The organism is Rhizobium leguminosarum bv. viciae USDA 2370 (assembly GCF_002008365.1).
Taxonomy (GTDB): Bacteria; Pseudomonadota; Alphaproteobacteria; order Rhizobiales; family Rhizobiaceae; genus Rhizobium; species Rhizobium leguminosarum.
In genome coordinates this window covers 81802-94655 of the sequence record NZ_MRDL01000023.1, presented here as the reverse complement: position 1 = coordinate 94655, position 12854 = coordinate 81802, and the positions used below count along the sequence as shown (strand labels likewise).

At 53.6% G+C, this 12854-nt stretch carries 9 protein-coding genes and 1 pseudogene; 6 read left to right on the top strand and 4 right to left on the bottom strand.

From position 1 onward, the window contains the following. The first annotated feature begins 104 nt into the window (after positions 1-104). Positions 105-2004, top strand: a pseudogene (locus BS629_RS10660) (methyl-accepting chemotaxis protein). 36 nt (positions 2005-2040) lie between these two features. On the opposite strand, the gene BS629_RS10655 reads toward BS629_RS10660, so the two are convergent. Beyond that, a complete protein-coding gene (locus tag BS629_RS10655; RefSeq protein WP_026242369.1) occupies positions 2041-3315 on the bottom strand; it encodes an ROK family protein in 1275 nt (424 codons plus the stop codon). Positions 3316-3773: 458 nt separating this feature from the next. Between BS629_RS10655 and BS629_RS10650 the strand changes: the two genes are divergently transcribed. From BS629_RS10650 to BS629_RS10630, 5 genes are all read left to right on the top strand, one after another. After that, entirely contained in the window at positions 3774-5060 is a 1287-nt protein-coding gene (locus BS629_RS10650; RefSeq protein ID WP_077988182.1) for a DegT/DnrJ/EryC1/StrS family aminotransferase, read from the top strand. Positions 5061-5200: 140 nt separating this feature from the next. After that, positions 5201-5872, top strand: coding sequence for an HAD family hydrolase (locus tag BS629_RS10645; protein ID WP_018517066.1), 672 nt, complete (start codon positions 5201-5203; stop codon positions 5870-5872). A gap of 154 nt (positions 5873-6026) precedes the next feature. Continuing rightward, a complete protein-coding gene (locus BS629_RS10640; RefSeq protein WP_245315079.1) occupies positions 6027-6548 on the top strand; it encodes a GNAT family N-acetyltransferase in 522 nt (173 codons plus the stop codon). A 304-nt stretch (positions 6549-6852) separates the two neighbouring features. Beyond that, positions 6853-8061: a glycerophosphodiester phosphodiesterase family protein gene (locus BS629_RS10635; RefSeq protein WP_020572027.1), complete on the top strand. Its 1209-nt coding sequence runs from the start codon at positions 6853-6855 to the stop codon at positions 8059-8061. 48 nt (positions 8062-8109) lie between these two features. Next, positions 8110-9180, top strand: a complete 1071-nt coding sequence (locus BS629_RS10630; protein WP_017958604.1) for a hypothetical protein — start codon at positions 8110-8112, stop codon at positions 9178-9180. 342 nt (positions 9181-9522) lie between these two features. On the opposite strand, the gene BS629_RS10625 is transcribed toward BS629_RS10630, so the two are convergent. From BS629_RS10625 to BS629_RS38900, 3 genes are all read right to left on the bottom strand, one after another. Continuing rightward, a complete protein-coding gene (locus BS629_RS10625; RefSeq protein ID WP_245315078.1) occupies positions 9523-10275 on the bottom strand; it encodes a hypothetical protein in 753 nt (250 codons plus the stop codon). Positions 10276-10484: 209 nt separating this feature from the next. Beyond that, positions 10485-11198, bottom strand: a complete 714-nt coding sequence (locus BS629_RS10620) for a GntR family transcriptional regulator (RefSeq protein ID WP_077988181.1) — start codon at positions 11196-11198, stop codon at positions 10485-10487. Between the two features lie 205 nt (positions 11199-11403). Next, a complete protein-coding gene (locus tag BS629_RS38900; RefSeq protein ID WP_158081456.1) occupies positions 11404-12111 on the bottom strand; it encodes a hypothetical protein in 708 nt (235 codons plus the stop codon). Positions 12112-12854 lie beyond the last annotated feature (743 nt).

Genomic DNA, 12854 nt, shown 5'->3' with positions numbered 1-12854 from the left:
TTACGAGGTCGGCGGCAGCCATTTTTTTAAAACTCGAGACATCAAACCATCAGAATCTGAACATCCATCCGCCGTAAGTGACACCGAGCTTAGAGGAGTGGCCCGTGAAACACATTTCCATTGTCGGTAAGTTCTTTATCATCATGGCCGTCTTTGGCGTCATGGCACTCGGTCTGACGTTCTATCAGAGCCGGCAAATGTTGAAAGTTAACGACAGCTATCAGGAGCTTCTCGACAAAGATGCATCTGCAGCACTTCGCTTGACCCAGTCGAACCGAAGTCTGGAAATAGCGCGTGCCAACATCAGCGACATGGTGATGACGCGGTCGAAAGAGGCGAGGGCGCGCGCAGAATTTGGCTTGAATGACGCACGAGGAAACTTCGTCAGGTTCATGGATATGGCGATTGCCGCAGTTCCTGAGCAGAGCGAACTGCCGAAGTTGAAGGCGGATGGATTCTCCGTCCTGACCGATACGTGTGGTGCAGCCATCGCTGTTGGTCGCGGCGCAACTAGTGAAGCCGAGCTTGCCATGGTGCAGCAACTCTATCTCACTCTTTGCCAACCCGCCTTTGCTGCCATCTCACCAAGATTCACATCCGTCACGGAAAAACTCGCTTCCGACGCAGATCAAAAGCGTGCTGGCGTTTCAAACGTTGTCCGTGACACGTCCGTGCTGAGTTTGGGAACAGCTATTGTGGCACTCTTCGCTGTCTCGTGTTTCGGCTTTCTCGCAATTCGCGCCTGGTTGGTCAAACCGATCAAACAGATGGTTACGACGATGAAGGTCATAGCCGACGGCGATCTTACTTCGACTGTTGAGGGAACGATTCGCCGCGACGAGATCGGATCGATGGCCCGAGGGCGCGCGATCTCGGAAAGGATGCAGAGACAAGTCGTGGCGCAAACGAGATTGAACGTGCGCGTCTCGCCGAGACCGATCGTCAGCGGGCGCGGGATATGGCGGAGGCAACGACCGGGCTTGCAGAGGGCCTAAGGCATCTCGCCGACGGGAACCTCGTGTTCAGCCTCGACGACAAGTTCGCCGAGGACTTCGAACCGTTGCGGGCGAACTTCAATGCTGCTGTTGCCCAGCTCGCCGAGAGCTTGAGAGCTGTGTCGAACGCAACCGAATCGATAGATGATGGCGCGCAGGAAATCAGTTTGAGCGCGCAGGACCTGTCACGCCGCACAGAGCACCAGGCTGCTTCACTGGAGCAAACCGCCGCCGCGCTGGATCAAATTACCCAGAACGTCGCCAGTTCCTCAAAGCGCACAGCGGAGGCGCGACATGTTGCGATCGAGGCAAACAAGTCGGCGCGCCACTCCGGGGGAGTGGTCTCCAGCGCTGTCGCGGCAATGCAACACATCGAACGGTCATCCTCGCAGATCTCCAGTATTGTCGGGGTCATCGACGAAATCGCGTTTCAGACCAATCTTCTGGCGCTCAACGCAGGCGTCGAGGCGGCACGATCCGGCGAGGCAGGAAAAGGTTTCGCAGTGGTTGCCCAGGAGGTGCGGGAGCTTGCTCAACGCTCTGCGCATGCAGCAAAAGAGATCAAGGATCTTATCCTCAATTCGGTTGATGAGGTCAGCAGTGGCGTCAAGCTGGTCCGCGATACCGGCGAGGCGCTCAAGATCATCGTGGACCAGATAGTGCTGATTAACACTCAGCTTGATGCCGTCACGGCCGCTTCCAACGAGCAGTCCGCAACCCTTTTTGAGGTCAACCGGACAGTCAATCGAATGGATCAGGTTACGCAGCAAATGCAGCCATGGCCGAGGAATCCACGGCTGCAAGCACGGCACTTGCCCTTGAGGCAAAACAGTTGCGCGGGATTGTGGCGGAGTTTCAGATTGAGAATGCACTGTCTGAGCAGCAGACCAGTCAAAGCAACCGTGAAACAGCGTCAATATCTTTGCCAGCACGCCGGATGCTGGCAAAGGTCGCGAACGAACTCGGCAAAGTGAGTGACGGTCGAGTTGCAGATAGATCCCGGCAATGACCGCGGACCTCCCGCAGGAACGAATTGCGGATGTCCTTAGATGACGAAATTCAGCAATTCAGAAAGAAGCAGACTGGCGGCACCGCGTAAAGCCGCCAGGCATTCGCTATCTCCGAAAGCAAGGGCAATTTCATCGCCCGGGCGATGGAATACCAATTCCCGGAAGCTTTCCTGGATTAAATGAAGCATGGGGTTTCCCCCTCGTACGATGTCGCCGTGAATAACGATAAAATTGGGCGCCATGAACTGCTGGAGGTTCGCCAGGCCGACCGAAATGTTGAACGCGTAGTCGCGAAGTAATTCTCGTGCGCCTGGGACGTCGTCGTTGGCCAGAGTCAATAATCGGCTCACATCCAGTGAGTGCGGTTGTGGCAACCGCCTAACCTTGGCCTCGTCCGTTAACCACTTCGAGCCGGCGATTGTTTCCCAGCATCCACGTCGGCCGCACTGGCATATCCGACCTTTGATGTCTACGGTCGTATGACCGATTTCGCCGCCTGCACCTGCGGGTCCCCGATAGAGATGCCCATCAAGGTAAAGCGCTCCACCCAAAGTCTCGCCGATATGGACGGAGGCGAAGTTTCTCCGGCCGCGGCCTTGTCCAAACCATCGGTCCCCAACCAGCAAGGCTCTGGTATCCTGATCGACACACACGGTAACGCCGAACCTTTTGTGCAACTCGGCTTCGAGCGGTAAGCCGTCCAGGAATGGCCCGAGACTGGCGGTCACAATTGTGCCCGTCTCCGTATTGATCATTCCTGCAACTGCTACACCTATCCCTAAGATCGGTTTGCCAGATGCGATGGTTTCTTCGACACAGGTGCTTATAATTCGGAATGCGTCGGTGGGGTGTGTAAGGTTCTTCGGAAAATCGGCGGCGTGTTGAGCATAGACCTTGCCCTCCAAAGAGACCAAACAAGCACTCACGCGGTCGTGCATCAGGAGCACCGCGCATATTGGCCTTGCATCCTTGGAAAACCACAACTTGGTAGCCGGCTTGCCGCCTGCTTCGTTGGGAGGTATCACCTCTCCTTCCGCAAGAACACCCTGATCGATCAGGGGCTGCACAATCCCTCCGATAGTCCCTCGAGTCACACCCGCAAGGCGGGCCAGGTCCGCCCTGCTGGATGGCCCTATGTCGTACAAGGCTTGCAGCAATCGGCCCCGATTCGCAGGGCCCAAGGTTCGCGTTGGAATCAGTTTTTGGGCCGGTACTATACCCTTAGCGCTCTCATCTTTATGGCGATCGTCAGAACTGCCCTCACTTTCTCCCAGTCGGTGAGCTTCGAGTCTTCTTATCAAAGAGTCCATAGCATCCAATCCTGTTGGCCGAACCAATTGCGCCGCCAACGGCCAGCACTATCAGGGGGCTAACCGCTTCTTCGCAATCTGGTGAGGCTCGGGTTATGATCTGGGGGCCATGTGCTGTTCTTCCAACGCATCTTATGATCGGCACCTGGCGTTTACGGGAAACTTTGGCCGGTTCCCGTCCCAAGCCTTCATTCAGTGATCTTAGTGTCCGCCCAATCGTTAAAAACTATTGAAATATCCCAAGCGCTCCGTGCAGAAGCTGACCAAGGTGACGCCCAAGCAGCTGCCTGACCATACACGACAGAATCGAATATTATACTTATTTTATCTCGCGTAGCTTGAATATAATTTAGCATATACTTTTTTATATACTTAGTTTGAGCTATCATGCCGGGGAAAGCAGTGCTAGCGTTTGTGTGGGCTGATCAGCATTCTAATGAGCATGATTGGAGATCGAGATGAACAGATTCGGTGCACTACGGCTCATAACTCGCAACGCAACTGGTGCTTTCTCAGTCGAGAAGCTCGCCGTTTTCGGTGGGAAGCCTGTGGTCCCCCAGGGACGTGTTACACCTTGGCCCGCCGCGGAGAAGAAGCACTCGGATGCCCTGCGTGGAGTTGTGGATGGTGGAAGATATCACCGCGTTAATCATCCAATTGTGAGCGGTTTGGAGGAAAGCCTTGCAAGGTGGACCGGGAAGTGGCAAGTGCGCGCTGTCGGCAGCGGAACGGCAGCCATTCACATCGAGCTCGACTACGTGAAAGAGCGAGGCGAGCAAGTTGTTACCGCAGCATTGAATTGGCCGGGAGCGGTAGGGCCAATCACGATCAGCGGTCTTCAACCCGTCTTCGTTGATGTCGACATGAACTTGGCCGGGATTGATCAGCGCGCCGCCGCTGAAGAGTTCGGCCCCAACGTGGCTGCAGTTTTAGTCACTCACCTTTTCGGAAACAATGTTCTCGTCCCCGACGCGAGGTCTGCAGCGCGAGCTCAAGGCATTGCTGTGATCGACGACATCTGCCAATCGATCGGCGCCGCGAAACCAATCGTCGACGGTGCGCATCTTGATGCAGACGCACTCGCTCTATCCGGAAACGGCGCCAAGCACCTTGGGGCTGGGGAGCTAGGATTTGTCATCACGGAAGACGCCACCTTGATTGCACATGTTGATCGCGTATCGCTGTCCACCTCGTCTCGGAGCGGAGCGCGAATATTCTCGCCCTATTCCCAAGGGTACAACTACAGGCCCAACGTATTCTCTTCATCTATAGCGAACTTGCGGGTCACTGAGATGGATACGCAACTGCAAATCCGAAGAGACAATAGCAAGCTTTTATGGGAGATGATCAGCGAGCTTGTGGGTATATTTCCTCTTTTCAACCCATCTGACTGCGACCATTCGATGCTCAACTTTCCCCTCCGGATCGAACCTGCGGCACTTGGCTTCGCGCCAGGCCCGGCTGCAAGGGATTTCGTGGTGAAATCGCTGCAGGCCGAAGGCGTGCCTATCTGTGTTTGGCTCACGAAGCCCGTATTCGAATATCTTCCAGACATTCGCGACAACTGGAAGGCTGCCGATTTTCCAAATACAGTGAAACTCTTGGATACGATGTTTTACGTTTCCGAGATTGCGCCACCCAACGATGGCGAATTGATGAAGCTTTATGCAGAGGCGTTTCACAAGGTTTGGAATGCTCTTCATAGGCAAGGTCCGAAGGTCGCCGCAGGAGCAATTTCTGGCTGAGCCCCGCGCGTCGCACCAATTTCCCAGTGCCGCAATGGTCAACATCCGATCCTTTTCAATCATACTTTGCTCAATGCCCGGAAGATTGAAAGCTGCGCTGGGACAAAACTCAGAGTGATTCTACAACGAGGACTCCTTGTATGTCTTTTTCGAAAAGTCCGGAATTACTGATCTTCGACTGCGACGGGGTTCTCGTCGATAGCGAGCTTATCGCAACCAGGGTGCACATCGAAGCTTTGGCGAAATGTGGTTATATCATATCCGCTGAAGAGTATAACGATCGCTTCATAGGAATGACTGACCAGCAAAGTTATTCAGTCATAGAATCCGAGGGCGGCTTGCGCCTACCGGAGGATCATCATGAACGTGTGATGGCCGAAGTTGCAAATCGATATGCTCGTGATCTGCGTGCAACCAGCGGCGTTCGGCAAACCTTGGAAGCTATCAATTTAAGGAAGTGCGTGGCGTCGAACAGTGATGCTGCGAAGCTCTGCTTGGCTCTTAAAGTCACAGACCTGCATGATTTCTTTTGGCCCCATGTCTTCAGCGCTTCGCAAGTTGCGCGTGGTAAGCCAGCGCCGGATCTCTTTCTGTTTGCAGCACAGAATATGAACACACCGGCTGGCAGTTGTCTCGTTATTGAAGACAGCGTTGCTGGAACTCAGGCGGCAGTGGCAGCCGGGATGATGGTGATTGGCTTCGTGGGTGGCTCTCATTGCCTTGCTGGGCATGGAGACAAACTGATGGAGGCAGGTGCCACAAAGCTGTTTAGCCGCATGACGGCGTTGCCACAAATCTTAGCAGCTTTGTGATCACGCAGTTGCGCTCAGGCGAAGCGTCTTGAATCGCAGCGTCACCGTCCAGGATATATCGTGGGATCCGATAGCATCGGTTGGTGCACGGGCTTCACCTCAAATTGACCGATCCTCGCTCGATTGCTCGGCCCGCCAGAAGAATGGAGATACTATGACCGCGAAACCAATGGTAGCTGCAACTCCGGTAACGATCGAGTACCTAGAAAGACTTCCGAAATTCATTTCCATTTGCGCAAGTTGGACTTTCGGACAATGGGGTTCTCAATCAAATGGCTCGTACGAACAAACGCGGGGCGAGTTTGAAGCAGCAACAAAAAATTTGATACCGCTAACATTGATTGCCATTGAAAACGCATTGCCGGTTGGGATGGTCACGTTGGCTGATCGTGATTTCGATGGAAAATCTCATCTATCCCCGTGGCTTAAGTCGCTCTTTGTCCATCCATTTCACCGCAAGAAAGGGATAGCCACGTTGTTGATCGAGCGGCTGGAGCACGAAGCATCGCGCCTCGGTTACAAAAGCCTTTTCTTGATAACGGAGGACGCGCGAGTTCTTTACGAAAAGAGCGGCTGGCAGGCAATTGATTGCGTCCAAACACCCTATGGCGCAGCAGCTTTGATGGAGAAAACCCTGCCAACGCCTCCTCACCTGAGAACCGCTGCACCAGGATGAAAATAATCGTGTCGAGCTCCAAGCTGCTTTCACCGAAACTCTCTTAACGCAACGCCTTTGTTAGGCTCCGCTTTTATGGATCATCTTGATGTCGAACAGCCTGTTATTACAGCCATAGAGCAAGGGGGGAACCAGGCGGTCGGCTAACAAATCCCATCGCGTAGCGAGGCCATCTCCCCTCTTTCGTTCCCAGCCCAGGCCTTAGCCACTGCTGAGGCGGTTCGTGCTGTTGCAAAAAGCCCCAGGAACAGGCCGTACAACGTAGCGAGCTACCCAAATTCCCATCGAAAGGTTCTGAAACCTTATGCACACCAGCAACAACGTAGCATCAGCGATCCTAAATTCTTACGCCTCGCGTTTTGGTTACCTCGGCGGCCGACGGGATCTGCGGGCATCGCTCATTTTGACTTCTTTTTTTGCTTTCGCTATTCCATCCTATGCCGAAGCAGAGGCGCTGCTTCCGGTAAAGCCTTCACCATATCTTGTAAGTGCGATTACAAGAAACATGTTTAAGCTGCCGAAACCCGACGATGACTTGGTCCTGCTATCTGCGCACCGCGGATCTTGGGAGATCTATCCCGAGAATTCAGCCTATGCCTTGCAAGACGCCTGGAATTCGCAGATCGAGAGCGTGGAAGTCGATGCCCGCTTCACCGCTGACAATGAAGTCGTTCTATCTCACGACTACAGGATTGAGCGCGAGTCAACTGGAAGCGGCCTATTATATAATCAGAACTTTTCGCAGCTACGACAGGCCGATCTACGGGACCGACATGGCCGCGTTTTTACGGATTCACAAGGGCGAAAGGCGAAGTTCCTAACGTTCTCTGCCGCGCTTGATCTACTCGCCCAATATGTCTCCGATGATGGTCATGGCTACGTGATGATCGTCGATATCAAGGCGGCAGTCGATGATCAGGACCCTACTGATCCCATCGAGCTCATGCAACGCTGCCTTGACATTCTCGCGACCAAGGGAAATGCGAAACTCAGCAAAGCCGTTGTATTCAAGCTCAAAGCAAAGGATGCGGTGGATGTCGGCACGATTTTAAATCGGACGACCTACGACCCCAACCTCATTGGCGGGCTAATTGTCGTCGAAAACCCGGATGACGAGAATGTGAAGGATTCCAGCTACGATCCCCACGAGGACTCAATCTACGATCAATGGAATGTGGCGCCGTTCTCCATTCAGTTTGAAATGAACCAATTCTATAAAGGTGACGGTCTGCAGGCATATTTCGACTATATCGACCAGAAGCAGGGCTTCGCCACCTATCATGAAAGTAACTACTTTCCAGAGGGCGTCGCCAACAGCGCCGGAAAATGCTGCTTCGACCACAACACGGATCCGAAATCGACCGCTCAACGAGGGATCGTACCAGATTACCGAGGAGATCCGGAGATGGCGATCGTCAATCGTACCAATCTTATCACCACTGATTGGCCCGACGTAGTCGGCGATATGTTGCGCCAGATAGGGCGCCGCAACACCACCGAGCTCACGCGCTAGAGCAAGACCTCCGCTTCCAAAAACGGGATTGTTTTGATGAATAATGGAATGAAATTCTTCCTGTTGTTTTCCACGCTGGGCTGTCTTGTCGCTGGCGAAGGGCAAGGGGCATCATGCACCAATGAAGCCAATTGTCTTAGAAGCGCGTCGGACAAAGTATCTCAGACGCTCACACCGAAGGTAGTGCCAATTTTCTGGGAATTTCCAAAGCTGTACATCCACGACTCGGCGACAGAAGCGGATTATCCGGTGCCCGAAGATACGAGGCAGGCATTTGACTTCTATACCAACAAGACTTCCTTCAACTTTCCACCGCACGCGTCAATCGTGACTAGTCAAAGCGCGTCGATCCGACCGGACACGGGGTTCACTGTCCTTTTGGTCGAAAAGACCCGTGAAAATACCGCTCCTAATGGCGGTAGCGCCTTATCGCTTCTAAGTTCTAATTCGAACGATGCTTACCTATCATTCGCGTTGGGAGCCACGCCCAATCCGAATGGTCAAAAGTGGTCTTTTGCGAAAAGCCTGCTTCAAAGCGACATGGCGTCTATTGCATGGTGGCAGAAGCCCTGGGATATGAACGTCGTGGGGCCAACAGGGGCATTCTCCGGCACAGAGTGGATTTACTATACCTTTACTCCAGACGGCAAAGTGCGCATCGACCGTTTTGCGCCGTATACCTATTTTCTAGCTTTTACAGCTTACCAATGGGATGAGGCAGTGCTCGACAGTGGGTTTCCGCATTCTCCTTTCAGCTCTGGTACGCCAGCCGATCGTCCGAAATCTGTGATTTTCGGATCGGTTGGACCATGGGTTATTGGCGCTGCAGCCGCGCCCGGTCAGGCGTCGCCCATGATTGAGCCAATAGAGGCGTTGCCGGGATTTGAGGGAGCGACGATCTTCTCGACCCCGATGTCGATAAAAGAAGTTGTAGCGTATCAGAACTCCCTGAAGAGGAGCGACTTTCTCGACGTCAACATGCTGCCCTGCAACAGCGGCCAGTACCTTTCCGGCGAGATAAGGACTCCCTGCGGCACGGCTCGCCCTGGTAATCCCCCGTCGAATGTAAAATCGGTGGCTGGTGATGGGATCCGCACCAATATCGAACGCTATGACTAGCGATGTTGGACGACTCTCATTTGTTCCGACGGCGATTAGACGGCATCAGATTCAGCTACCTCGATGCCGCAATCCCGGCCGCTTGCGCAGCAAATGTCTGAGCCAGATCGAGCAAAGATGGTGACCACTCAAGCTGTGACGTCGCCGCGCTAAGATATTCTAGAACCAAAGCAGGATTAAGCCGTCTTGAATTTCTCGAGCATTGCAGCAGTGAGATTTTCTCCGGCGCGGCCCCAGGTGGCCGGCGTACGATCACTCAAAATCGTATCGACTGCGAGATCCGTTTTGCGAAACGCCATTTGAACTCGCTAAGCGACTTGAGCGTAGGTCCTCGTCCGGCCCTTATTCATCTTTGGCCCAGCCCTTGCTGTCGGCTGTCTTCGCGAGGAGGAATGCATAACACCTGCTGATCTCGTCGAGCTTTCTCACCAACTCGCCGTCCGATCCACCGAGCAAAGTTTGATAGCCCTCGCCTCTTGTTGACCTCTGCCAATCATTCCCAATAGAGCGCGCGGTCGCATTGCCGAGGGAAGAAACCATTGGTTTGGGGCTGCCAAACGATACGGCTGCGCGTCTCAATCCGTCTTGGAAGCTTGCGTCATCGAGTCCGCTATAAGGCTTTCCTTCGGAATTCGTTGCATTAAGGAAGATCTGCTCGTCACCGAACACGGCATATCCGCCGCCCAAGCCTTTTTTCGTTGCGTCCGCTGCCTCGAAGAATCTCTGCGCGACGGTGGCGTTAAGGCTGCCCTGCGGAAACCGCACGACAACAAAGCCTGTCTTACCTGTCGTGTCGTTGAGGCGAGAGGTAAGGACGCGATATTGGCGGAAGACGTAGCCAAGGGAGCCGGCAAGTCGATCCGCCGCGGCGTCATCGAGATCACCCTCGGTCTGAAGCGATGCATTGGTTTTGAGGAGATACCCGCCTGGCGTAACCTCTGTCCTCAAGGTCGCAGCGTCGATCCCGTTGGCTGTTATTATCTTTGGCACAATGTCTTTTGAGACTTCGGCTGAAAACGTCGCTCGATCATCATAGCTGGCCTGGGCAAGCTGCGGCAAATGGAAACCTGCGGAGGGCGTTGCCCGATAGGACACGAGCAACTTTCGCTTTGCCAGCGCTGTATTCTGGAATGCTGAAGGGATGGTGGCAGCCTCTTTGATTTGGCAACATAATTAAAATGCTGGTAGGTAATGCCGACGTCGGCTTTTGGATTGCCCGCAGCAGCCGCAGATATGCGCGGCACTCGACAAGATTCTTCGGGTTCGTTGATTAGGATCATTCGTCGAGATGACGGTATGCGATGTCACAAACTTCTCGCAGGCCCCGGAAAACCTGTTAATCCACGTTCGTTCACCTCTTGTACAATCCTTGAGACGGCACCCTGTTCTAGATCAAGGTGGTTCACCAACGCGGACTCCACCAGGGTCGTTGCCGTGCCTAGTTCAGACATTGCGGCAATTAGCTTCTCGAGGCTTTCGACAAACGCGGGCCGAAGTTCCGACGCAGTTATTTCCATTCGTAGAGGGTGAGTGCAAAAACAGAATCGGTGGACGATTTTGCAAGCCTCGCAATTCGATGCTTCTTGGGCGACTTTAGTGAATATCGCTTCTGCCCTTAAGGCGAGTTCGTCAGGGGACAATTTATCCGTCACGGTCCAGCTCTCTGGGACCTGCGGCCGCATTCGATTTAATGCCGAGATCAGGGTCTCACGTCCGACAACATAAAGATCTAACAGAGTTCTTTCCGACATCGGTCTCGTGAAAAAGCCTCTTTGAGGGATGTATTGGATCTTCCCTTCAGCTGCAAGCCGCTGAAGTGCTTCGCGAACTGGCGTTCGACCAAGATCGAGCTTAGACGCTAGATCCTGTTCCCTGAGATGTTGCCCCGGCACACGACCGTTACTGTGGAGAATTCGTCGAATAGCCTCGTAGGCAATATCGGCCTTTGCAGGTTCTGGTTCAGTAAAAAAATTTGGGTCACCCCCACGACCTTGGGGCGCGTTCTTGCAACACCACATTTGATAGTTTTCCTCTGTCGATATCCTTCAAGGACCCTACAGGAGCTTCTTGCATTGAGACCGGACGGTCGCTTCGAATTGAAGGTCGAATTAGTCGGCCCTTCCAACACCGGCACCGCGTTTCGCGCCCGAACCAGATACGGCATCAACCACCTGCATTACAGCCGCGGCCGTAATTGGCAGCTATCGCATTCTGCCGCTAATTTCAATGCCATAGGCACAAAGCTGCGTCGGGATGGCGCGCTGGTCCGATGTCTACCGCCTGTCGTATTTCGCGTAAGCGGCCGGCTTTAAGCGAACCGTGTCTCCAAGGCCTGCAAGTGCCATCAATGTGGTGGCAGTTTTCGAAATCAACATGTTCATGATAGTTCTTCGGTGGACGTGTGTCGGCCTCATCGTCAATGAGCAATTTTTCCGATCGGTTATTCCTATCAACCAGCCGATAATAGGCATCGGGGGTGTTGGAGTATCCGCGGTTCGCGAGAGCCTCGACGTGTCCATCAGTAGCGATGGTTTCGCCGTTGTCAGAATCACCTCCAGCGCAATCAAAGACACGTTCAGATTTTGAAAGAGACCATGTGATCTGGCCCATTCGTTCCGGTTCGTGTTTGGTGGCGAGAAGTGCCTTGGTTAGGCCCAGGCCTATGCTTGCCTCGTATTCGGCAGATGGTTGTTGCAATGTCGGCAATTTTTCAAGGCTCGGCTCCGTGCCGGTCACCACGGGACGGTTAATCCGATAATATCTTCCGCTATCTGCGACTTCGCGAAGCGCATTCAGATGGTCGTTCCGTGCGGCCGGCCAGCGTATAGCACCCCGTGGAGCAACCACACGTACGCAATCGAGGAAGGCGAGCCTCATTTCCGGGCTATCACGCCTGGCTTTGTTTGGATGCATTTTGTCACGTCGGTTCATCTAAGCCTCCCGTCGCTGACCAGGGTAGTCCCCCTGGCGCGTGTTGAGCAGGTCTAGACGGCGCTCCGCCATAGATCAATATATAGCAATAATATATTTTTTTATATATTTGGCCAATCGCACTAGCGTAACTTTATACTTTAATCGTCAAATACAAAACTCGAAACGATATAGTCTTTCTCATACGAGCTGAAGGTTTGATTGAGTCCGCGAATGTTCGAGCTGACAATCTCCGTTGGTGATGGCCAACGCTCGAAGTGGTCATGTACGGCTATGACTCCCTCAAGCAGCACGAAGAGTTCCCCTCTATCTGACAACTCCGAAAAGTTGGTCGGATTGAGTATTTCGTCACCATCGCGCCGATCGCCAGTGAGTTGAATTTATTGGCCGAATCGGAGTCTCGAAGACACTTCCTTCGCTCTTGTATTGAAAGTCGAACACAGATCGCTGACAGGAGAACGCGTGGGAAGAACACCGGTTACGCCGAAGTCGGTTTACTCGGGCCACCATTATATTCGGCCGGCACAAAAGGCGTTCTCGTCAGGTCGGAAACGATGACATTCTGGCTCCCTTGCGGTGGACCCGACTAGTTTCGCTGGGCGAGCGACACACCGCAAAGCAAAAACGAACGGCATTCTTATCGCGCCAGTCACCGGCGCTCGCTCCCGGACCATTGATACTTTTATCCCCGCGACACAGGCGGTCTCATAGCCACAACACGTGGCTGCCGTCGAAACAAGTTC